20 protein-coding genes are annotated in these 23,255 nt (G+C 50.1%); 14 read left to right on the top strand and 6 right to left on the bottom strand.

Features of this window, described 5'->3' with window-relative positions; all coding sequences use genetic code 11:
• Positions 1 to 180 precede the first annotated feature (180 nt).
• Positions 181 to 1,980 carry an endo-1,4-beta-xylanase gene (locus tag BGX12_RS03210; protein ID WP_158278154.1) on the bottom strand — a complete coding sequence of 600 codons (1,800 nt, stop codon included), beginning with the start codon at positions 1,978 to 1,980 and terminating at the stop codon, positions 181 to 183.
• A 365-nt stretch (positions 1,981 to 2,345) separates the two neighbouring features.
• On the opposite strand from BGX12_RS03210, the gene BGX12_RS03215 reads away from it, so the two are divergent.
• The gene (locus BGX12_RS03215; RefSeq protein ID WP_109734647.1) at positions 2,346 to 3,401 is read left to right on the top strand and encodes a PD-(D/E)XK nuclease family transposase; all 1,056 of its coding nucleotides are present in this window, start codon (positions 2,346 to 2,348) and stop codon (positions 3,399 to 3,401) included.
• Here BGX12_RS03215 and BGX12_RS03220 read toward each other — a convergent pair.
• From BGX12_RS03220 to BGX12_RS03235, 4 genes are all read right to left on the bottom strand, one after another.
• Positions 3,319 to 4,704 carry a reverse transcriptase domain-containing protein gene (locus BGX12_RS03220; protein ID WP_158278155.1) on the bottom strand — a complete coding sequence of 462 codons (1,386 nt, stop codon included), beginning with the start codon at positions 4,702 to 4,704 and terminating at the stop codon, positions 3,319 to 3,321. The genes BGX12_RS03215 and BGX12_RS03220 overlap by 83 nt on opposite strands.
• Positions 4,705 to 4,778: 74 nt before the next feature.
• Positions 4,779 to 5,555, bottom strand: coding sequence for a hypothetical protein (locus tag BGX12_RS03225; RefSeq protein ID WP_109734649.1), 777 nt, complete (start codon positions 5,553 to 5,555; stop codon positions 4,779 to 4,781).
• Between the two features lie 240 nt (positions 5,556 to 5,795).
• The gene (locus tag BGX12_RS03230) at positions 5,796 to 6,719 is read right to left on the bottom strand and encodes a fibrobacter succinogenes major paralogous domain-containing protein (RefSeq protein WP_109734650.1); all 924 of its coding nucleotides are present in this window, start codon (positions 6,717 to 6,719) and stop codon (positions 5,796 to 5,798) included.
• Positions 6,720 to 6,727: 8 nt separating this feature from the next.
• On the bottom strand, positions 6,728 to 8,302 hold the full coding sequence (locus tag BGX12_RS03235; protein ID WP_109734651.1) for a PEGA domain-containing protein: 1,575 nt from the start codon (positions 8,300 to 8,302) through the stop codon (positions 6,728 to 6,730).
• 237 nt (positions 8,303 to 8,539) lie between these two features.
• Here BGX12_RS03235 and BGX12_RS03240 point away from each other — a divergent pair, with 237 nt between their 5' ends.
• The 13 genes from BGX12_RS03240 to BGX12_RS03300 all read left to right on the top strand — a co-directional run bounded on the left by BGX12_RS03240 (position 8,540) and on the right by BGX12_RS03300 (position 20,212).
• The gene (locus tag BGX12_RS03240) at positions 8,540 to 9,835 is read left to right on the top strand and encodes an ATP-binding protein (protein ID WP_109734652.1); all 1,296 of its coding nucleotides are present in this window, start codon (positions 8,540 to 8,542) and stop codon (positions 9,833 to 9,835) included.
• 79 nt (positions 9,836 to 9,914) lie between these two features.
• A complete protein-coding gene (ffh, locus tag BGX12_RS03245) occupies positions 9,915 to 11,279 on the top strand; it encodes a signal recognition particle protein (protein WP_109734653.1) in 1,365 nt (454 codons plus the stop codon).
• Between the two features lie 325 nt (positions 11,280 to 11,604).
• Positions 11,605 to 12,033, top strand: coding sequence for a hypothetical protein (locus tag BGX12_RS03250; RefSeq protein WP_109734654.1), 429 nt, complete (start codon positions 11,605 to 11,607; stop codon positions 12,031 to 12,033).
• A gap of 239 nt (positions 12,034 to 12,272) precedes the next feature.
• Positions 12,273 to 12,710: a 30S ribosomal protein S16 gene (rpsP, locus tag BGX12_RS15915; RefSeq protein WP_109734655.1), complete on the top strand. Its 438-nt coding sequence runs from the start codon at positions 12,273 to 12,275 to the stop codon at positions 12,708 to 12,710.
• Positions 12,711 to 12,859: 149 nt separating this feature from the next.
• Positions 12,860 to 13,426, top strand: coding sequence for a ribosome maturation factor RimM (gene rimM, locus BGX12_RS03260; protein ID WP_109734656.1), 567 nt, complete (start codon positions 12,860 to 12,862; stop codon positions 13,424 to 13,426).
• A 7-nt stretch (positions 13,427 to 13,433) separates the two neighbouring features.
• The gene (gene trmD / locus BGX12_RS03265; protein WP_109734657.1) at positions 13,434 to 14,138 is read left to right on the top strand and encodes a tRNA (guanosine(37)-N1)-methyltransferase TrmD; all 705 of its coding nucleotides are present in this window, start codon (positions 13,434 to 13,436) and stop codon (positions 14,136 to 14,138) included.
• Between the two features lie 15 nt (positions 14,139 to 14,153).
• Complete coding sequence (rplS, locus tag BGX12_RS03270; RefSeq protein WP_109734658.1) at positions 14,154 to 14,498, top strand: 50S ribosomal protein L19; 345 nt, start codon at positions 14,154 to 14,156, stop codon at positions 14,496 to 14,498.
• 30 nt (positions 14,499 to 14,528) lie between these two features.
• Positions 14,529 to 15,440 (top strand): cyclic nucleotide-binding domain-containing protein, encoded by a 912-nt coding sequence (locus BGX12_RS03275; RefSeq protein WP_109734659.1) that lies wholly within the window; start codon positions 14,529 to 14,531, stop codon positions 15,438 to 15,440.
• Positions 15,440 to 16,372, top strand: coding sequence for a Crp/Fnr family transcriptional regulator (locus tag BGX12_RS03280; protein ID WP_109734660.1), 933 nt, complete (start codon positions 15,440 to 15,442; stop codon positions 16,370 to 16,372). The genes BGX12_RS03275 and BGX12_RS03280 overlap by 1 nt, the downstream gene beginning before the upstream one ends.
• Before the next feature lie 52 nt (positions 16,373 to 16,424).
• Complete coding sequence (yajC, locus tag BGX12_RS03285; protein ID WP_109734661.1) at positions 16,425 to 16,934, top strand: preprotein translocase subunit YajC; 510 nt, start codon at positions 16,425 to 16,427, stop codon at positions 16,932 to 16,934.
• A 17-nt stretch (positions 16,935 to 16,951) separates the two neighbouring features.
• Entirely contained in the window at positions 16,952 to 17,494 is a 543-nt protein-coding gene (def, locus tag BGX12_RS03290) for a peptide deformylase (protein ID WP_109734662.1), read from the top strand.
• 19 nt (positions 17,495 to 17,513) lie between these two features.
• Positions 17,514 to 18,920 (top strand): SpoIID/LytB domain-containing protein, encoded by a 1,407-nt coding sequence (locus BGX12_RS03295; RefSeq protein ID WP_109734663.1) that lies wholly within the window; start codon positions 17,514 to 17,516, stop codon positions 18,918 to 18,920.
• A gap of 2 nt (positions 18,921 to 18,922) precedes the next feature.
• The gene (locus BGX12_RS03300; protein ID WP_109734664.1) at positions 18,923 to 20,212 is read left to right on the top strand and encodes a tRNA (N(6)-L-threonylcarbamoyladenosine(37)-C(2))-methylthiotransferase; all 1,290 of its coding nucleotides are present in this window, start codon (positions 18,923 to 18,925) and stop codon (positions 20,210 to 20,212) included.
• A gap of 196 nt (positions 20,213 to 20,408) precedes the next feature.
• On the opposite strand, the gene BGX12_RS03305 is transcribed toward BGX12_RS03300, so the two are convergent.
• On the bottom strand, positions 20,409 to 23,192 hold the full coding sequence (locus BGX12_RS03305) for a fibro-slime domain-containing protein (protein WP_109734665.1): 2,784 nt from the start codon (positions 23,190 to 23,192) through the stop codon (positions 20,409 to 20,411).
• Positions 23,193 to 23,255: the final 63 nt, after the last annotated feature.

Raw genomic sequence — 23,255 nt, forward strand, 5'->3', positions numbered from 1 at the left:
GAATTTTTCAAATCCGCTGGCCAATATAGGTTATTCCCTCCACCCAGTCAAGAAAAAAGCAGTTAACCGAAAGTCCTGTTGATTGAGTTCACATCAAAGAAAAAAGACTGCCCCGGCATAAACCGGAGCAGCCTTTTTGGGGGTTAGGAGGATCTTCTGATCGCTCGATCAAACCTTTGATTACTTCACGATTAGGCCTTCATTCTGAACGGCACCATCGACAGTAACCTGATACTTACCCTTGAAGCCACGGAACTTTGCCACACCGTTTTCATCGGCAGTCACAGTCGCTTCAGTGGTCCAAACCTTGTGCCACAAGTCGTAAATCTTTGTTGCGGCAGGCTTTTCGGAACCATCGGCACGGATGATACCACCGTTCTGGACCCAGTGACGGTTATCCCAGAAGCCCCACATCACGATGCCGTTTACAGCAGGATGGCTGAACAAGGTACGGATAACCTTTTCGTATTCGCTAGCCTGTTCTTCTTCAGAGATGGTAAGACCCTTGTCCCAGGCACCAAAGTCAAGTTCGGTCACCTTGATGGGCAGGCCCAGAGCTGCAAGCTTATCCAGACGTTCCTTGATGAGGGCCGGAACCACGGGGCGAGTACCGAAGTGGCACTGGACACCAATACCGCTAATGGGAACCTTACGATCAATCAAGCCCTTAATCAAGCTAATGTATCGATCGGTTTCACCAGCAGCAACCACCTGGTATTCGTTGATGTAGAGGATTGCTTCGGGATCAGCCTGGTGAGCCCAGATGAAGGCGCTATCCAAATAGTTGATGCCGCAAAGGTTGGTGGTGTACATTTCGTGGATGGGTTCGTTCCACACGTCGTATTCCACAATCTTGCCCTTATATTCCTTCAGGTCGCGGTCGATACGAGCCTTCAGCTTCTTGCCGAAATCTTCGCACTGGCTAGCCTTATTAGGATTGGAGAAGTGCTTATCGAAGCCATAGCCCTGGTGAGCCCAGTACAGAGCGTGACCGCGGAGAGTCCAGCCATTTTCCTGGGTAAACTTCACGTAGCGATCCATTTCTTCGCGGAGGGGCTTACCTTCCTTGCGTTCGTATTCAGGCCACTTGAACTGGTTTTCGGTAACTGCATGCCAGAAGTACTTCTTGGCGGCAGCTTTATACCACTGTTCCGTGCTGTCCTTGTCCGGACCATAGAATGCAAGAGCGGTACCGAAGGGGAAATCATGCTGCAGAAGCTTCACGGAAACTTCTTCACCCGGATTAGCCTTCACTTCAAAATCAGCCTTGCGGATTTCATCGATACGGGTATCCGCTTCAGCATACCAGGTAGTGTCCAGATCACCCTGCATGGAAATAGCCACATTGTCGATCTGCATCCAACCCTTCTGGATACCCACCTGGAAGGTGACATTATTCAGGCCGTAACCCTTCTGGTCAGCAAGGAAGGTCATGGAATAAGTCTGCCATTCCGGAGTCAGGGCATAGGAAGCGCTTTCCTTCTGCTTGTATTCCGTATCGGGACCACCCTGGACCACGGCGTTCATAGCCATGTTCCCTCTAGCAACGAAGGAAAGAGTGTAATAAGTAGAGTCCGCCAGGAATTTAGGCGGCTGAAGCTGCAGGCCCCACCAAGGATCCGGCAGTTCCTTCACGATCACCTGGGCGCCGTTGGTGCAGTTCACGCCAAGACCCTGAACGCCAATCTGGCTTTCCACCTTGGCAGTCTTGCGACCATCTTCCTTGATCCACAAATACCAGCCGCCATCGCCATATTCCATGTCGCCGTTGGTCATCTTGTTGGATACAGGAATCTCCTCGAATTCTTCGGGATTGCAGCCCGTGGGAGGAGGAACATCTGCATTCGCAGAAGTGGCAGCCATGCTGGCAGGACCACCTGCAGTAGAAATCACGGAAGGACTAGCATTTTCGCTGCCAGCGCAGCCCACCAATGCAGCCACAGGCAAAGCCCAAAGGGCGGTTTTTAAGGATTTATGCATAAACATTCCTATTCTTTTCAAATTTTTCAGCTAGAATATAATTATAAAAGTGCGGGATAAGCCTGCAGCAAATCAAAAAGTGTACACAACTGTATCAAGTGACTAGCGTCATCCAAATCAGGGAAACAATCTAGCTTTATACAAAGAAATATACTATATTCAACATATTCTCATCCGGCATTCGTGCGCGGCCATTAACTCTCTGCTTGCTGCTCGCGGCACTTCGCTTTCAACTTGACCGAAGGAAGGACGCCGCAGGGGACCTGGGAATGCGCTTCCTGAGTAAGTAACGTAGGGCCCCCGATTTCAACGAAAAATTGAGGTCGGCACCATATCGTTAACCATTTTTACTCAAGAGGTATCCCATGACAGCATTGGGATCACGCGCCGACTTCGGCATCATTTTGAACCAGGACCTTCCGGAACAGGAAATCCCGGAACTCCTGCGGCACTCCACTTTCCTTTCCGCGAAGGAAAATACGGCTTTTATCAGGCTTTTCGAGGACAAGGAAATCCTGATCGATTTTCTGAACGCAGTCCTCCGTCGCAACGGCGAGGATCTCATTACGGAAGTAGAACACATGAATCGCGACCTTGCGGTCATCTACCCCAGCGATGACATCGTGGGCGTTGACGTTCACGCAAAAACAAAAAAAGGCGAATACATCGACGTTGAAATGCAGAAGTTCGGCCACACCCACTTCAAGGACCGCGTCGTTCTGTACGGCACCATCATGGCCGCCGAGGCCCACCGCGAGGAACTCCTGTCGCTCAAGAAGCGCCGCCAGGAACTCTCCCTCAAGGAGCGCTACCGCATGCCCAAGATCTACAGCATCTGGATTTGCGAGAACGCCACCGACGGAAACAAGGACTACCGCGACACCTGGGGCATCTACCGCAAGAGCGACCTGGGAAACAAGGACGCCTTGCCTGTAAGCGACGTTTTGAACTATATTTTCATCAAGTTGCCGAAGTTGGAAGCCGCCAAGGACGTCCCCGAAAGGGAACGGGAATGGATGGACTTCATCAACAACTGCGGCAGCCGCGACGAAATTCCCAGCAACGCCCAGGGCGCCATCCGCGACGCCTACGAGCGGTTGCGTATCCGTAGAACCCCTAAGGAAATCCTTGAAAGGCAGACTCTTACCATGACTACCCAGTATGACATAGACTGTTACATTGATGACGCCATTAGCGAAGGCTTCGAAAAAGGTCTTGAAAAGGGACTTGAAAAGGGACTTGAGCAAGGACTTGAACAAGGTCTTGAAAAAGGGCGGACAGAGGGTAAAGACGAGGCTCGGACCGAGGCTGTCGTCAAGGCTTTAAAGCGAGGCAAGCTCACCCTGGATGAAATCGCAGAAGACAACGATGTTTCGATTGATCGGGTGCGAGAAATCCAGAAGAACTTGCAAGGAAAGTAGATGCCAACTTGAACGCATCGTAATGCCCCATATATCCAAGATAGCTTTGAATTCTGGATTGCTGGACGCGTTCTTCCAACACAGGGTTTCGTACACATTCCCTAAAGTTTTTTACAGTCCGTCTGCTAGGATAAGTCCGCCAGGGCAAAATATAGGCTCCCAAAAAAGGAAAACCATGGCTTACAGGCTGTAGCCGCGTTTTCTTTTCATTTAAATTCAAGTTCAGCCGGTCAAGCAAAAAATTGCGGATTTTAGGGATTGCATTCAGCAGCACAGACTTGTCATGATGAACAAGAAGCATGTCGTCCACATAACGGCCGTAGCAGCGAATTTTCAGTTGATGTTTTACGAACTGATCCAAGGGATTCAAATAGACATTGCCGAATAGTTGCGAAGTCAAGTTACCAATAGGCAAGCCTTGGTTTGCTGGCAGCCCCATGAGGGACTTGTTTGCTGGCAAGTCGTTCCAGGCACTGCGAGGGCTGCGAAAGTGGGCATTTTTTAACGGATCGTTAAACACAAAAGTCTTAACCAGGAACAGGCAAAGATCCCTGTCGGGAATGCCCCGCCACTTGGCCTTGCGAAGGCCCTCGATAATCAACTGATACAAGATATCGCGGTTGATACTCATGAAGAACCCGCTAATATCAAGGCGAAGGGCCCAGCAGTCGCGGGTAAAATTGCGGCTTTCCGAAACCATGAACTCTTTAGCCCGATTGATGCCGAAATCCGTACCCTTACCTACACGGCAACTGTAGCTGTCATAGATAAACTGCCGGTCGAATATGGGGTAAATCCAGTTGTACAATAGGTGGTGCACAACGCGGTCACGGAAATTGGCGGCGATGATTTCACGCTTTACAGGCTTTTCGTTGATAAAGCAGATGCTAGGCAAAGGCTCGTAGGTCCTATTTTGTAGTTCCAAGGCCAAGGCCAACAAGTTGCTTTCGAGATTTTGCTCGAACTCCAGCTGGTTATGGGTATTGCGCTTATGTTTGCGGGCCTGAAAATAGGCAAAGCGTAAATCATTTTTTAGAAGGTTGATATTAAATTTACCAGAGTCCTTGAGACAACGAACCGACCTTGCGTTGTTCTTGTTGTTCCAGTTGAGGTTCGCGTTGTCGTTGTTGTAGTTCAGGTTCAAGTTGAAGGCGTTGTTGCTATTGTACTCGCCCGATGACCAGAAGTTAGCGTTGTTGCCCTCGTTGTTGAAGTCACCATTGTTGTTCCTGTTGCCACCAGGGAGCGCGGAGAAACCGTAAGTGCCACCTGAATTTGAACTGCGATCGATTTTAGTTTCCAAGGAAGAATCTAATCCAAGCTGACTAAATAAATCTAGCTGACCGGAAACCTCCAGGGATTTTTTTCTACTCGGTTTCATGCGAGTTGATCGCCGACTCTGATAGGTTTGCTCCCGTAGTCTTTAGTACCACTGGACTCTAACCTTAAAAGCGAATAAACTTTTTCCACCTTTTCATTAAAGAAAAACCATTGATTTCCATTAAGCTGCCCCAAATCCGTTAACAGGCGGACCTTGATTCTCATGCTACCCAAAAGAGTCCGAAGCAACATAGAATCCATCTTTATAACCTTTGTTGTAACCAAGTGAAGATGCTCTGTCAGTTCCACTGATTCCTGGCGTAATTTTTCGCCCAGGCCAAAACGGAAATTCCGGAAAAATTTACTGGAGCATCTACACACGTACAAACAAATATCATAGGCTTCGCGATTGGCAAGCATTAAGTTTTCATAAGTAACTTCAGCCTGGCTTTTTTCAATGGATTCTCTTGATGGAACATTCCCCTCGACCATGCTTATCTTGGTTGTTTTCCATTCTTCAAAATCTTTACATGGAGGCAAACCTTGAATATCTACACGGTTTTCATCAATCTGAATCCAGGAATATCCCGATAGTTCAACCTCACGCTTCAAAGGTTCCATGCATTTTTCAGGGAACCCCATATAGACCATTTCGGCATTGATATTTTTATAGAAACGGCTATGCACCTTGTACTTGCGAAAGTGCCTTTCCATGAAATAGGCTGAATATTCATAAGCCTGGAAAAAACTACGATCCCGCAAAAGGTGGATTGTTCCATTGCCTGTTGGCGTAGATTCAGAATGCTCAAGAGCAAAGATTTCATTTATCTTCATGCGCCAAATTTAATGGAACTTTCAACACAATCAAAGGGATGTCTGCGCAATTTTAGTTTTACACTTTATGACAAAAATTGACATTTATTAAAATAGATATTTATAGGTTTTAGATGATTATATTTTACCGCTAAAATCTCGCCCCCCCCCCAAAAAAAAATCGGGCCGCCTTGCCTTGCGGCTTGGCGGCCTGTTTTGGTTGGCTTACATTAGCCAACCGCTAGTCCGACTTACGTCGGTCTAGTTAGAGTCCTTGAGACAACGAACCGACCTTGCGTAGTTCTTGTAGTCCCGGTCGAGGTACGCGTCGTCGTAGTAGTAGAGCAGGTACAAGAAGAAGGCGACGTAGCTACTGTACTCGCCCGACGACCAGAAGCCAGCGTTGTTGCCCTCGTTGCCGAAGTCACCACCGTAGTCCCTGTAGCCACCAGGGAGCGCGGAGAAACCGTAAGCATCCGTTCCGTTGCCGCTAGAATTCCAGCCGGACTGGGACTTCAAATACTTGCCAGCAGTAGATGAACCGGCATCACCAGTATGGTTATATCCGAACGATGGGTCAACAAAATTGATCAGTTCCTCGAACTCTCGGTGGCTCGGCAAGTGCCACCCACTGGGGCAAACACCGCGAACCGGGGTTGACGGATTAAGGGATGCATTACAGGCTTTACCATAAGCACAGCCTGCATCGTCCATGGCGACTTCCCAGGTGTACAGGCGACCATACTTGGTACAATTACTAGACTCATTGCCATAGCAGCCGCTCCATGCATAGGAACCCATGCTAGACACGTTACCCGGGTCGTAGTTCAAGTTCTCTGCCATCCATGTCTGGGAGCCGATGGTGACGGTCTTGTAGGTTTGGTTGTCGCGGAGGTCCTTCAAGGTATTTGCAACAGCATCATATTCGCTTCCATACTTAATGCTGGAACTGCTGGATCCTATCGCCTCTTCGCGGCTCCAGGATGACGACAAGGAAGAACTCAAGGCAACATCTGTACCTGCCTCCACCAGATACCCGTACATATCCTCGTAATCCGCCTCATAGTCGGAACAGGCGGTAAGGGAAAGCATTAACACGAAGAGGAATGCTAGACCCTTCGCTACGCTCAGGGTGACACGGGAGGATGCACTTTTCAGGATGACATGTTCATTTTTCATCTTCATTCCCTCCCCTAGAACGCGAAGCTTACGCCAACGCCGATGGCGCCCACGATGGCAGTTACGATGCCTGCGGTACGCAGGGTCTGAGCGCCGTGAATGTCATCTTTATTCTTCTTATATTCTTCAGCATCGGCAGGCTTTTCGTCATGGATGGACTTTGCCTTGGAATTACCCACAACGGCAAGGATCGTTCCCGTTACTGCAACAGCAGCGGAAATACCCACCGGAACCCATTTTATACCTGTGCTCTCGGGTTCGACATTCGTAGGAATAGATTCCCCCACCTGAGGTTTGGCAGGTTCCTTTCCATCAAGTTCATCATAGGCGGCGCTAGCCCTCTGGCGATTTCTTTCCAAGCTAGATTCCTCGGCGGCGATTACCGACGCAGGTTTCCTCTTTAACTTATGGGTGTATTCTACAGTTTCGTGCCATTTCAAATTCACATGCACATCTTCATACTTACCATCCTCACCAACGGTTACCCTTGAGCAAAGGGGAACTTCACCCAGGAAAGGCGTACTGCCCACTTCCTCTCCATCAACAAAAACGGACAAAGCCTGAGGTTCGCCATTCCATTCCGCATCTAGCTTAAGGCCACCAATACCTCGAGTCATGGGCTGTTCAAAGCGTTGCTCGCTCATTTTTTCGATTCCCACCTTGAATTCCATGGGGTCATGGCAGGGGTGCTTCAAACGAACTTCATGAATTCCAGGATCCAGCTCCAGTTTTCTCTGCTTCACAGGCTGGCCATCCACCCACACAGAAATATCACCGAGCCTGCCAACACCTGCAAGTTTGGGTTCCAGCAGCAGGGTACCGAAATTGGGAACCAGTTCCATGTTCACGGTCTTGTTCGTCGCAGAAATCATGGTTCGAGTCTCACCATCATCGTAACGATCCTTCACAGCCACAAACAGGTGTTCCCCTTCTTCCACCTGCACCTTACAGGGCGTCTGCATACACTTGGGGACGGGGCGACCATCAATGCTCAAGGCAGCCCCCGTAGGCTCGGTGGAAACCTCCACAATAAAGGATTTCTTTCCCTGCACAGAAAAACTACCGCCACTGTTAATATCACTAAATCCAGTAGCTCCGCCCCAGCCACCGCTGGAACCCTTCACCTTCCTGAAAAAATCCGGTGCCTGCAGTTTTACTACAGCCAGCAAATCCTTGACATTCTCGCCATCCCCATTGAAACTGGCCACCAGCTTATTGCCAGCTGTTTCGTAGATTTCCACGCTCAAGGTGAGGGAACCGCCAAACAAGCCCACTCGGGCCTGAGCCACATAATCCGCGGCAATGTTTCGTCCTGTTTCAGCAAGGCAACTACCCTCGCATTCTTCAATGGACTTGCCCGGCGGAAGCATGGCGTTAATGTTCTCGCGAGTCATAATGGTAAAGTTCTGCTCCGCAGGCAAAACTTTCACCGCCTCGCTACGCAAGACATCCGTCAAATAATTTTTGTCAGAAGTAGAAACTTTCTCGGCGGCTGCAGGATCCGCAAGAGTTTCCAGCACCGCCACATGTTTTGCCATCACCATTGAAGGCAAAACCAGCAGAAAAAGAACAATCAATATTTCTTTCATAAAACACCGTAAAACAGACAATTTCGTAGCACCAAATGTAGTTATAACAAAGAAAGGACTTTTTGCCAATCGCCAAACACATCCACCCATTTAGGGAACTCGGTCAGTAAAAACACTTATTTTTTAAACAAAAAGCACATAACGATACAGAAAAGTTTAAAATTTTAGTGTACCAACACACTTTTTCTAAATAAGTTTCATTTCTTTTTGCTATATTTCCAAACAAGAGGATTTCCCATGATTGAACGCTCTGTTTACCTAAAAAAACTCATTGACCGAAAACACAACGGAATGGTGAAAGTCATTACCGGAGTTCGACGCTGCGGCAAGTCCGTACTTTTGTTTGAGCTGTTTTTTAGGCATCTCATTACCGAGGGCGTTTCCGAAAAGAACATCATCAAAATTTCTCTGGATAGTGATGATTTTGCTAAACTCCGCAGCCCCTTGAACCTGTCAAAGTATATCAAGGAAAGGATTAACGATTCCGAATACTTTTACATCTTCATTGACGAAATCCAATTTGTAAAGAAAATCAAGAACCCTGACGTAGAAGGCGACTATATCACTTTCTATGACATTCTGAACGGTCTTCTGAGCCATAAAAACCTGGATATCTACATTACAGGGAGCAATTCCAAAATGCTATCCAAGGACGTGCTGACGGAATTCAGGGGGCGCGGTGATGAAGTCAGAGTCAATCCGCTTTCGTTCAAGGAATTCTATTCCGCAAAACAGGGCGACAAGGAAGCTGCCTTGAATGAATACATGCTTTACGGTGGCATGCCGGCTGTCGTTTCTAGGCCAAGTCCTGAAACAAAAATTTCTTACCTGCAGAACCTTTTTGAAGAAACTTTCCTCAAGGATATCGTTGAGCGCAACCGCATCAGGGACCCTCACCTGCTTTCGGCAATAACCAACGAACTTTGCTCCGCAACGGGATCCCTGACAAACCCATTGAATCTTGCTAACAGCATCAATTCCTCAACGAAAAGGACTCGGGAAACCCAAGTAAACTCAAACACCGTGACATCATACTTGCAGCACCTCGAAGATGCGTTTATCATCAAGGAAGCAAAGCGCTACGACATTCGCAGAAAAAAATATTTCAGTTCAAGCAGCAAGTTTTACTGCGTGGATGTCGGGTTACGAAATGTCCGCCTGAATATGCGGCAAAACGAGGAAACCCATATCATGGAAAACGTCGTTTTCAACAGCCTTATCCAGAGAGGCTACAATGTTGATGTAGGCGTGCTAGAAAGTTTCAAAAAAGTGGACGGGAAATCGACCCGGATCAACAGAGAAATCGACTTCGTGGTAAACAAGGGCAATGTGCAATGCTATGTTCAATCGGCCTTCTCCATGAACACTCCCGAAAAGCAGGAGTCGGAACTTGCGCCATTCAACATTGTCGGAAACTCGTTCAGGAAGATCGTTGTCACCCGAAATGAAATTGCCCCCTGGTACGATGACATGGGAATCTACCACATCGGTCTCGCCGACTTTTTATTGGCGGGCGATGAGCTATTCTCGTAATATCCTGGCTATATTTCCACTCATTTTAATTATCAATCCTCAATCCTCAATCCTCAATTATTCTATATTTGCCCCCACTATGTTTTCAATGCTGACCGACTCTCTAGAAAGAACTCTCAAGAACCTGCGTGGGCAGGGCAAGCTTACCGAAGAAAACGTTGCGGAATCCCTCCGTGAAGTCCGTCGAGCCTTCCTGGAAGCCGACGTGAACTTCAACGTCACCCGCGACTTCGTGAAGGCCGTGAAGGAAAAGGCACTGGGTGCCGATGTTCTCACCTCCGTGACTCCGGGTCAGCAGATTGTGAAAATCATCCACGACGAGCTAGTGGCAGTCATGGGTGGCGAAACTAAAGAAATTAACCTGAACGCCCCCGCTCCCGTAGGCATCATGATGGTGGGTCTGCAAGGTTCTGGTAAGACCACCTTCGCAGGTAAGATATCTCTCTGGATGCGCACCAAGAAAAAGCGCAAGCCCCTCCTGGTGGCAGCCGACGTATACCGCCCCGCCGCCATCAAGCAGCTGCAGGTCTTGGGCAAGTCCATCGGCATTCCCGTCTACGACGAAGGCCAGGGCAATCCTGTAGAAATTATCAAGCACGGCTATCAGTACGCCAAGGATAACGGTTTCGACCTGGTCATCTACGATACCGCAGGCCGCCTCCAGATTGACGAAGAATTGATGCAGGAATTGGAACAGGCTCAAGCAGCCGTCCATCCTGACGAAGTGCTGTTCGTAGCCGACGCCATGATCGGTCAGGAAGCCGTAAACGTTGCAGAAACCTTCTGGCAGCGCCTGAAGTTTACCGGAGTCTGCCTTTCCAAGATGGACGGCGACACCCGTGGCGGTGCAGCCCTTTCTATCAAGAAGATGACCGGCGTGCCCATCTGCTTTATCGGCGTTGGCGAAAAGCTGAACGAAATCGACCTGTTCCATCCGGACCGTATGGCTAGCCGTATTCTCGGCATGGGCGACGTGGTCTCCCTGGTGGAAAAGGCCCAGCAGGTCATTGACGAAAAGGATGCCAAGGACCTAAAGAAGAAGATCCTCAACAACACCTTTGACTTAAATGACTTCCTGAACCAGCTGCGCACCATCAAAAAACTGGGCAGCATCAGAAGCATCATCAGCCTTATCCCGGGTCTGAACAAGCTGCCACTGGACAACTTCGACGAGAAGGAGCTGGTCTATGTGGAAGCGGTCCTCAGTTCCATGACTCCCAAGGAACGCAAGAACCCGAGCATCATCAACGGCAGCCGCAAGGACCGTATCGCCAAGGGTTCCGGCACCGAAATCGGTCGCGTGAACGCAGTGCTCAAGCAGTACGAAGGCATGAAGGAAATGTTCAAGAAGGTCGGCGAAATGGCCCGCAAGCAAAACGGAGGCAACCCCGTCGGCTCCAACTACACCCCGCCCAAGGACAAGAACAAGAAGAAAAAGCGTTAAGGCGAGAGCCGCGCCAAAGTTTACTTTGGCATGGCCGAGCCGCAAGCTTTAGGGTCCGAAAGACCAAAAAGCGTTAAGGCGAGAACCGCGCCAAAGTTTACTTTGGCATGGCCGAGCCGCAAGCTTTAGGGTCCGAAGGACCAAAAAGCACTAAGGCGAGTGCAGCAAAAATGAGCTTGCTCATTTTTATTGCCGTGCAGCCAGCTTTAGGATTCGTAGAATCCCAGAAGCACTAATATTTAAAACAAAATAACTTTTGCTAATTTTGAACAACCTTGCCAATGCAAGGTTGTTTTTAGTTAGAAGGAATAAGAAGGAACAAAACATGGCTGAACAGAACATAGCAGCAACCACCACCCCCGAAGCAGCATCTGTCGGTAAGGGAGCTCACGCCCAGGATTTCATGCAGAAGATGAAGGACATAAACGACAAGAAGATGAAATGTTCCCTGGACTCTGCAGAACTCGTCTCCGTCAAGGGCGAACTGGAAAAAGTCCAGAACGAATTCGCCGAATATAAGGTCAAGTCCAAGGAACTGGTCGTCAATGGTCAAAAGAAAGTGGAAACCTTGACCAAGCAGTTGCAGGAAGCTCAAGCCAAGCAGTCCCCCATTACCGCCCTGACCTCCCCCAGCGGTTGTGCCGTTTTGGTGGTTCTGATCCTGTGCATTACCCTCATTGCCATGAAAAAGGGTGTCAAAATCTCCAAGGGAAACACAAATGTGTCCATCGGAGAGGGAGAAACCAAGAAGTAGTCCTTACAAAAACGGGCAAGTTCCACAGCATTCTCGCAAGGACAAAAATGGCGAATTTCGAAAGAATTCGCCATTTTTATTATAAATCACGAGATAAAATATATTACTTTATATGCAAAGAGCGGATTTTTTTTCATTGCCGTCCTTTACACACAAAGGTTGTGTTGCTATATTTGGCGTCAGTTAAAAAGGTCCTGACTCAGGACTAAAACGTTCAAACAATAAAAAGAGGTCCAAAAATGGCAACCGCTATCCGTCTTTCTCGCTTTGGTAAGCGTCACAACCCGATCTACCGCGTAGTCGTTATCGACAGCCGTAAGGCACGCGACGATAGCTTTATCGAACAGGTCGGTTTCTACAACCCGAACACCAAGACTCCGGAAATCAAGTTCGATCAGGAAAAGGCTCTCAAGTGGCTCGTTACTGGCGCACAGCCGTCCGACACCGTTCGTAGCCTCCTGAAGCAGGCTGGCATCATGGAACTCTTCCACGAACTCCGTGCTGGCCGTTCCATCGATGGTAAGGTTGCTGCTCCCAAGGCTGCTAAGGAAAAGAAGGCTAAGCTCGGTCCTAAGGCTCTCGCCAAGATCGAAGCTGAAAAGGCTGCTAAGGAAGCCGCTGCTGCAGAAGCTGCTGCCGCTGCTGAAGCTCCCGCAGAAGCACCTGCCGAAGCTTAATCCAAGCATTTTGAAAGAGTCTCGTGCAGCATAACTGCGCGAGGCTTTTTTAAACGGGATCGAAAGGTTCCGCCCCCCTTTGTAACCACCTTCCATATACTGTATCCGCTTTTTAGTTTACAGTAGTCTGGTTCCCACCCACGTCTTTAATGTCTGAATCCGAAGCACAAGAAGAGTATATCACCGTCTGCCAGCTCATGCGCACACATGGCGTCAAGGGCTACATCAAGGCGATGCCTCTGACTCACGACCTTACCCGTCATGAGAAACTTACGGATGTGATGCTAAAAAAGACCAATAGCGAACTGGTTAAACTGACGGTGGAAGATTCCAGGCTGGCAAATGACCTGTGGTTGCTTAAATTCAAGGGGTACGACACCCCCGAGTCCATCACCCATTTTGTCAATGGCGATATTATGATTCCCGAGTCCGAGCGCATTCCCGCTCCCGAGGGAGAGTACTACATTGACGACCTGGCCGGATTCCGTGTCAAACTGGAAGATGGCAGAGAAGTTGGAGAGGTCATTGAGGTTCAGGAACTCCCCACCGTCTACGCCTTCCAGATCAAGTTTGATCTGGAGTACCAGAAAGAATTTTCCGCGAAACCTATTCTAGCCCCCTGGGTCGACGACTGCATTCTAGAAGTCGACGAAGAAGGCGAAAGCATTACCTGCGGCGCAGACTACCTCAAAAGTATGTGCCCCGGGGAAAAGTAGTCCAGTTATGAAAATTGACTGCATTACCATTTTTCCCGAGATGTTCACTCCCATGAAGACTTCAATCATGGGAAGGGCTCAGAATAAGGGGCTTATGGAATTCAACACTGTCTACCTGCGAGATTTCGCAATCAATGACTACGGTCAGGTAGACGACGTCCCCTACGGTGGCGAGCCGGGTATGGTCATCCGACCGGAACCCCTGGCAGCGGCAATCCGTAGCACAGGCGTCAAGGAAGACGGCGGCAAGGTCATCTATTTGACCGCAGATGGTGTCCCCTTCACCCACAAGATGGCAGCAGAGCTTTCCAAGGAAAGCCACCTGGTCCTCGTCTGCGGGCACTACAAGGGCATCGACGACCGCATCCGCCAGTCCGAAGTGGATCTTGAAATTTCCATAGGTGACTTCGTTGTCAGTGGTGGTGAATTGCCCGCCATGCTGGTAACAGACGCAGTAGTCCGCCTTATTGACGGCGCTCTGGGTAACAGAGAATCCGGTGATACCGATTCCTTTGCACAGGGCGTACTAGGATGGCCGGTCTACACTCGTCCAGAAGTTTTTGAAGGAAAAAAGGTTCCAGATGTGCTTCTCTCGGGCCATCACAAGAACATTGCAGCCTGGAGGCGTCAAGAATCGTTAAAAAGAACGGAAGAAAGGCGCCCAGACATCTTTAAAAATCTCGAAAGAGATACTAAATTTGGCATCAAATAATTAACGAGGTACATCATGTCCCTGAATATCGAAGCACTCCAGAATGAAAACGTGAAGACCGACCTTCCGGAATTCCGCGCTGGCGACACCGTCACCGTGAACGTTAAGGTTATTGAAGGCACCAAGGAACGTATCCAGCCGTTCAAGGGTGTTGTCATCCAGGTCAAGAACTCTGGCATTTCCAAGACTATCACCGTTCGTAAGATGTCCAACGGCGTTGCTGTTGAACGTATCTTCCCGGTCAACTCTCCGCGTATCGCAAACATCCTCCTGGATCGCCCGGGTAAGGTTCGTCAGTCTCGCATCTACTACATGCGCGAACTCCGCGGTAAGGCTGCTCGTATCGACGAACGTCAGTAATCCACTGCGTTTTAGCGGATATCCGACACCATGAACATGGCGGATTCCCGACAGCAACTAGTCCCGCCCACGCAAATGCGCGTGAAGGCGGGATTTGTTGTTTATGCACCGGACAGCGAAGAACGGTGTATCGTCATCCTGAATGACGGGGAACTAGAAGCTCGCGAAAAGGACAGCCCCCATAAGACAGTCTTTACTATGCATCCGGGAGACCTGGTTGGAGTAGCATCCCTCCTGGAACGTGAACCCTTCAAGTACCAGCTGGTCGCCAGCCGGGATTCGGATGTTACCATCATCAACGAAGAATGCATGGAATCCGAACTGAAGCGTCTTCCCCTATGGCTACTGGCCACCATTCGCTCCTTCGGGTCAAGAACCCGCGACCTGAAACAGGCTAGCCAGAAGAGCCACATCGAAAACGAACTCTTGAGCCTTGCTGAATTCCTGAGCCATAAGCCATCCAAGGAATACCTCCCCCTCCAGGACCTCCTTCTGGAATACACATTCCTTTCCAGGCTCCGTGCCGTAGAGATTATCCAGGCATTCAAGGGGCTCGCCCGCCGCCACTTTATCGAGATCAAGGCAATCGAAGGTAAGGAATGCTGCAGGATTCCAGACACTCGCCTGCTGGAAACCTATGTAGACTTTCAGGCAGCCCGAAGCAAGGAAATTCCCTTCCCGCCGTACACCCTCAGCAAGATCCAGAGGAAGCTGGTGGAAGTCCTGGCGAGAAAATCCGGCAGCAGCCCTCGTGAAGGGGCCAACTGGGTAAAGTTCTTTTCCGAAAACGTCCCCGAGGCCACCCTGTCCGACTGGCTCATTCTCAAGAAAATCGGATGTTTCAGAGACTGCGGCGATGGAAACTTCGCCATCCACATCAATAGCCTGGCAAAGACCTACCTTGCGCTCCTTTTCGAGACAAACATTAAGGGGGTCATCTAATGCAGTACACGTCTCGTGAAGTAATCTGTCGCGAGGGAGAATTCATTAACGCTCTCTACATCGTAAAGAAGGGCTTCCTGGAAGGGTCCTCCCTCCAGACCGGAGCCAAGCACGTTTATGGTCCAGGCTCCATCGTTGGCGAATTCTGTCTGGTAGAAAACAGCGCCATTACGGAAACCATTACCGCCCAGTCCGACTGCGAAATTCAGATTATAGAAGGCCAGGCCCTGAAGGATTCCCTCCAGCAGGAACCTAGCTGGATTGGCTCTATCGTACACTTTCTGTCGCAGAGATCACGAATTGCCGAAGGCGATTTCCGCAAGAGTTTAAGAGTCCGTTCCCTACCTTCACTGCTTTACCTCCTGTCAACCACATCAAAAGGCAGCCAGGACACAGAAATTAGTTTGTCCACACTCATCGAAAAGATGAGTCATCTTTCCAATCTGCCCGTAGACATCACCAAGGAACTGCTCCAGATTCTCCAGGAGATGGATTTACTGAAAATCCAGTCTTCCTCCGTAAGGGTCAAGAACAAGAATGTGGTGGAAATGCTTTACAAAGCCATTCTCCATCGAGCCCTTAGGAAGGAACCCTCTCCTAACATTTTGTCCATTACGGAACAGATGGTTCTAAAGGCTGTCATCAAGGCCGCCCAGGAAAGTTCGGAACCCCTGCAAAACGGTACTTGCACCATCACTTCCGAGAACCTGGCAAACATCGCTCGCAAGGTGACCTTCGGCATGACGCTCACCATGCGAAACATCCAACCCCTCCTGGACAAGAACATTCTCCAGTGCGCCGCTTCAGATCCGGTAGATGTATCCACACCCATTGAATCCATCCAGTCTTTCTCTGGAGATCTGGACCACATCATCGATTTGATGGAACTGAACCGCATCTTCCCCCTCCTAGACAAGAAACTAGTTGAATAATTTTCTAAATTTGCACCAGTAAAATTTCACCTCTTCAAATAAAGGTTTAAACATGAAGATTAAGATATTCCTTGCCGCACTCCTTACCGCAGCAGCATTCACTTTTGCCGAAGGCGAAGCAGCTCCCGCAGCCGCCGCTCCTACCCTCTCTGCAGCACCTGCAGCTGAAGGTTCTCTCGCAGCAGCATCCCAGCAGGCAGCCCCCACAGCAACAGCTGAAGCAGCAACCGAAACAGCAGCTCCCGAACAGGAACAGCCCAGCATGTTGGGCGGCATGATGCCCATCATCCTCCTCTTCGTCGTCATGTGGCTGTTCTTCATCCGTCCGAAGAACAAGGAAATGAAGCAGCAGGAAGCAATGCGCAAGGCTCTCAAGAAGGGTGACAAGGTCATGACCGCCGCAGGCATCATCGGTGTCGTTACCAACATCGACGAAACCTCCACCGTCATCACCATCCGCACCGGTTCCACCACCCTCATTGACCTGGAAAAGGCTGCCGTTCTCCGCGTGATCAACGCAGATGCAAAGGCTGCAGAAGCCAAGGTTGAAGAAAAGAAGTAATCTAAGGTAGGGCAACTATGGCAATCCTCCCCATCCGAATTTACGGTGATCCGGTTCTCCGCAAGAAATGCGAACCCATTACCGAAATCACTCCTGAACTGCGCCAGCTGGCCCGTGACATGCTGGAAACCATGTACGACGCTCCGGGTTGCGGTCTCGCCGCACCTCAGATCGGCAAGAACATCCGCCTGGTAGTCATCGACACCGCAGTTCCCGGCGAAGAGGAACCCCGCCCCTACATCATGTTCAATCCCGAATGGGAAGCAGAACCCGATGCAAAGGTCGTCGAGTACGACGAAGGCTGCCTCTCCGTTCCTGATATTTTCTGCAACGTGAACCGCCCGGACAAGGTCTGCGTACGCTTCTTCGACATCAATGGTGAAGCCCAGGAAATCCACAACTGCGACGGCCTCTTCGGCCGATGCATCCAGCACGAAGTGGACCACCTGAGCGGCGACCTGTTCGTGGACAAGATTTCCACTGCAGACCGCACCATGAATCAGTCCAAGCTGAAGAAGATGGCTAAGGACACTCAGACCAAGCTGAAAGGCAAGCGTTAAAACAACACAGGGGACGCCGTTGAATCGTCGATGGACATTCCTCTGTACTCTTTTTTTGAGCCTGTGGCCAGCCCTTACGGGAGCCCAGGCTTTTTCTGCATCAGATGACGACTTCGAGCTTCCAGAATTTGAGCCAAATCCTCAGAATTTCAAGCCCATCGAAGCAACATCCACGACAGAACCCGCTCCTGAGCCCTTTAAGCCTGTGACAACACCTGCGGAAATAACCCCACCCGTAAAAGAAACCAAGGTTGAGAAAACACAGTCCCCAGATCCGCAGGAAACAGGCCCCACAAACGTACAGGCAGAAGCAATCCCGGAAAATCTGGATCGCCCCCTCCGTGTAGGAGTATTCGTCGGAGTCAAGGAACTGTACCTGAACTACGCAGGCGAAACCATCAAGATTACGCCCGCAGGCAAGAACATCAAACTTTCCAGCGGAAGCCATTCCATGGAAATGGACACTCGGGAATTCAGCAACGATGACGGGACATGTCTCGCCGTCGCTCCCGATACAAAAAGCTTAAAGCAGGCCTGCTACCCGGGCGTCATGGCCTTTAGGGCAAACAACGGCAAACTGGACGCCATCAATATCGTAGATGTGGAAGATTACCTGCGAGGCGTGGTCCCCTATGAAATCGGACGTCTGGACACCTCCCGCATCGAAGCGCTCAAGGCGCAGGCCGTCGCCGCCCGCACTTACGCCTACAAGCATTTTAACAGCCGTGAAGCCATGGGCTTTGACGTCTACGCCGATACAAAGGACCAGGTATACAAAGGCCTGGAAAATGCAACCGTCCTTACAGACCAGGCCGTCAAGGCGACCGCCGGCGTCGTCATGATGTACAACAACGATTTCATCATCGCCTACTACCACTCCACTTGCGGTGGCGTCACGGAAACCCTGGCCACCTGGAACCGTCCGGACCTTCCCTATCTCAAGAGCACATCAGACTTAATGAAGGACGGCACCCCTTACTGCAAGGAATCCAGCTACACCAAGTGGGAGCGCAGTTTCTCGGACAAGGAAGTCCTGGAAATGGTCAAGGCAAACGCAGTTGAAGCAAAAGCCAAGTTCAGCGGATTCAAGCCTAGCGACATCAAGAAAATCAAGAACATTTCCATCAAGGACCAGCTGAAGAGCGGTCGCATTCTCACCCTCGTCGTCAAGACAGACAAGGGAGAAATGGAAGTGCTTACAGATCGCACCCGCTGGCTCTTCAAGAAAGGCGGAGCAATTCTCCCCTCCTCCTTCTTTACCATCAAGCACGATGGCAGCACCTGGAAACTGACCGGCACCGGTTTCGGTCACGGCGTAGGCATGTGCCAGATGGGAGTCCGCGCCCGCGCCAAGGACGGCCAATCCTACGAAGAAATCCTGACCCACTACTACCAGGGCATCACCCTGGAAAAATTCCAGCGCTAGTCATGGAAAATTTCAAGCCAGAACTTCGTGTCATTAGCCAAGGATGCGCTGCCAACTTCGGCGAAGGCGAAAAGATCGCCCGCTCATTCGAAAACGAATACGACGTGCAGTTCGGCCTTCCCATCACAAGCGGAAATCTCCCCGCGGCATTTGTTCTAAACGTCTGTACTGTCAAGGGAAATGCAGGCGCCATCAAGCTCCTCCGGCAGGCAATCGACACCTCACCCGACGCAAAGATTTTCATTACCGGCTGCACCCCAAAGGATTTCCGGGAAGAAGCCCTCCGCATCACGGAGAAAATCGTCTTTACGGACATCAAGGAACTTGCCCGCAGTCATGTTCCGCCCGTAACCCAAAAGAACGTACTGGACGAATCCGCCGTTCTTCGCGAATCCCCGCTAGTAGGTATCGTCAACATCGAGACTGGCTGTCTGGATGCCTGCAGCTATTGCTCCACCCGTCTTGTCAAAGGACGCCTCCAGAGCTATCCTGCAGAAGAAATCGTACGGCAGGTGTCCAAGCTAGTAGCAGATGGCAGCAAGGAGATTCAGTTGACCGGCCAGGACTGCGGGTGCTATGGATTTGACTTTCCGGTTCCAATCAACCTGGCTGAACTGGTCCAGAAAATTCTGGCGGAAGTCCCAGGCGATTACCGCATGCGCCTCGGGATGGGCAATCCCCGCCATATCCTACGTTACAAGGACGCCCTGATGGATTGCTTCAACGATCCTAGGGTCTACAAGTTCATTCACCTGCCGGTCCAAAGCGGCAGTGAACACACCCTGCAGGATATGAACCGCAAGCATACCGCCAGGGATTATGCCGATCTGGCCAACGAATTCAACAAGCGCTTCCCGCTGTTTACCCTCAGTACGGATCTTATCGTCGGGTTCCCGGGAGAAACCGATCTGGACTTCGCGGACACTCTAAGTGTCCTCAGGGAAACGCGCCCGACAGTCTGCAACATCACCCGTTTCGTCAGCAGGCCTGGCACTCCCGCAAGCCACATGACCAATACCGTCCCCGACGAAATAAAGCACAAGCGTTCCGCAGAGCTTGCTGCCGCATTCCAGGAAATCGCCCAGCAGAACAATTCCCGCTGGATCGGTCAAACGGAAACCGTCACTGTCGAGAAATCCGGCTACCGCAAAGGCACGATCATCGCCCGTAACGACGCTTACCGTCCCGTAGCCATTCAAGTCAACGACAATACACAATACGCCCCAGGCACCCACCTAAACGTCCGTATTACAGCCGCAGAACCCTTCGCCCTCATCGCCGAAGTCATCTAGCAACATCCACTCGTTAGAAACAGCCCCTCCCTCCCAACGTCCGCTAGCCGTACACGTTACATCTCCACGCACCTTTCCTCAGGCTAGCTGGGGAGAGGGTCCAGGGGGAGGGGAACAGCCCCTCCCCCTGCATCTTTATACAACTAGAAAAGACCTTCCTTTCGGAAGGTCTTTTAAACTTCAATCTCGCTTCGGATTACTTCACGCGACGATAGCCACGTACGTAGGTTTCTGCAGTACGAGAGTAGTCAATGGGCAGCCACTGGGGAGAACCGTTAGAAACCACGCAAGAGGCGTACTTCTCTTCAACCACGGTGACCTGGTAGATGTACGGGCCAGTTGCCAACAGGCGACCATTCTGGGACACCGGGTACATCTTGGCAGACAGGAGCATATAACCCGTTTCACCATAAACATCATGGCGATTCTGGTTCTGGTCTGTACAGGTCTGGCCAAGGGCATTCTTACCCAAAGCGTTATGCAGCATTTCTTCGGTGATGGTCATTTGGTACTGGCTCACGAAGTGACCCATGTTATCAAACACGCGAACACTGATACGGCTAGGACCGGAAATCACCTTACTGAAGTTAGTGCAGCTTTCCACGCCATTCTGTTCAAAGCAAAGACCGTTAGCGGCACCAGCTTCACCAGGCTTACCACCCACAACGGAGGTTCGATTAGTAGAAGCGGCAACAGACGGATCAGAGGAACCATACAGTTTGTATTCTTCATCGCTCATCTTGGTGGGATCACCCTTACCAACAGTAGCAGGAAGCGGAGTCAGAATCAAGTCAGCAGTAAATTCATTGGAAAGCTCACCAGAACCAGCCATACTTTCCAGGCGCTGCTGGGATTCAGCAAAGTCCGGACGAGTAATGGTGGTATCCACAGGAGCCAGGCTCTTGTCGCCAGACGGGATAAAGGTCACAATTGCCCAGTCTTCGCCAGTAGGAGTATCTGGGAAGCCCACCACAGCCTTTCCGGAAGTAGACTTCACAGCAAAGGTTATCTTCTGGTTCCAGGAAAGCAATTCCTTCCATGTAGCTTCGCCAACACCCGGAGCTTCGGCAGAGCCCGAAACATAGGCCTTCTTCAAATCTTCGTCATTTGCGATTTCATCGTTGTACGGGAAGTTAAAGGCGATCAAGTCAGAACCCAGAATACCGGTTTCAACAACATTACCACTAGCATCCTTCAGGGAACCGCTCATCTGATACAGAACACCCTTGGAACCCTTATCTTCCGGAGTTGTAATAGCTTCAATGTAGTAGCCATAGGTCTTAGTAACCATCAGACCAGTAGCAGGATCCGTTTCAGTACGCATCACGATAATGGCCGGCTGTACAGCCCCATACATAGTTAGATTCATAAAGGTTTCGTCATCCAGAGTGGTATTCAGCAACATGCTGATCGTCTGGTAAGTAGTACCATCTTCTCTGGTTTCGGTCTTCACAGACACGTTGTTTGCAGCGGGCTGACCATAACGGGACGGAGCCAGTTCGGACAAGGAGCTACGGATACGGAGGTTGGAACCATCGGTCTGACGGTCAGCGTAGAAGAAGTGAATGTGATGCCAGGACTGGTCCAACCATGTGCCAGCAGCATCCGTCTTGACAGAGCAGGAATCCTGCAGCGGATCACCCATACGGCAACCATGACCGCTTGCAGCCAAGTAGTCCATGTTTGCAGTACCAGCAGCAGCAAGGTGAGTACCACCCAAGTCAACCACCAGAACGCCATCCACATAAATCCACATGTCATCGTCACCAGTGAACTTAAAGACTTCGTCTGCACCCTTCTTATACTTGAAGGCTGCGTAACCCATCATGGTGAAACCATAGTTACGGAGATGACGGAGGCCAAGCTTCGCATCACCAGATGCTGCAGTAGGAGCAGCGGCACCATTCTTGGGACCACCAGCAGCCTTCCAAGCCTTACACAAGGAAGCTGTGTTATCACCCATATAGTCGGTCTGGGATGATGCGTAGCGATAATCGTAAGGAGGGCAGAAAATAGACAGAGACTGAGCACCAAACTGGTTCGGATACTGAATCTTAGGTCCAACCCAGTTGAGGTTTGCATCAACAGAATCCAGCGGGAAGTAACCACCGTTATTCCAGTTCTTATCAATTTCAAAGTACTTGGAATCGGTAGGATCCTGATCAAGAATCAAAGTTGTGTTGGTACGCTTGTGGACAACACCTTCAATCCTGGTACCGGAAACAGAATCGGCATACCACTGTTCAAAGTAACCATTATCGCATGCTTCTCGATTCTTCATAATAATCGGAGAATACATATCCAGGTTACCATCAGCATCCTTAGGGAAGACCAGGTCCTTCTTCACCATACCAGGGGTCACATACACTACCTGGGACCAAGAATGGGTCTTACAAGTCTTGTTACAGTTCTTCTGAGTATCCTTCATACCCAAAGGCCAGGAATCAGAATCATCAGAACATAGGTCAGAGACCAGACCACGCATCACCTTAAGACCAAGAGGATTAAGCTTAACGTCCGGTTGGCAGTTACTGAATTCACCATACCAAGCGTAACCCTGAGGAGTATTTGCAGGAAGGGCAAGAGCAGCCACATAGTCAGGAACGGTAGATGCCGCACCGCTCTTAGAAGTCAAATCCTTAGGATAACCTGCGGTACCTACAGCAATACCAAATTCAGGTGTATTGGTATTGCCGCAACCAAATCTCTGATAGCCAGCAATTGTACGACGATCCAACCATTCAGAATTTCCGGTATAACTAGGAATCCAGGACGTACCCTTAGCGTCGTTTGCGCCAGAATAAAGGCTATAAAAAGCTTCTTCCTGGAAGTTTTCAAAGTCCGGATGAGAAACGTCAAAGTCACGAACAATAATATCCAGTTCACGTTGATTTTCTGCAACGATAGCCTGGGAGGGCATCACCCCTGCCAAACCGAACATCATTGCAGAGAGTGCAATACGCTTAGCTGTTTTCTTCATAAATCCAATCTCCACCTGTGCACAGGTTTAAATATCCGAACCTAAATATACTCCATTTTTACT

Origin of the sequence: Fibrobacter sp. UWR4 (assembly GCF_003149045.1) — a bacterium.
In the GTDB taxonomy this organism is placed as follows: Bacteria; Fibrobacterota; Fibrobacteria; order Fibrobacterales; family Fibrobacteraceae; genus Fibrobacter.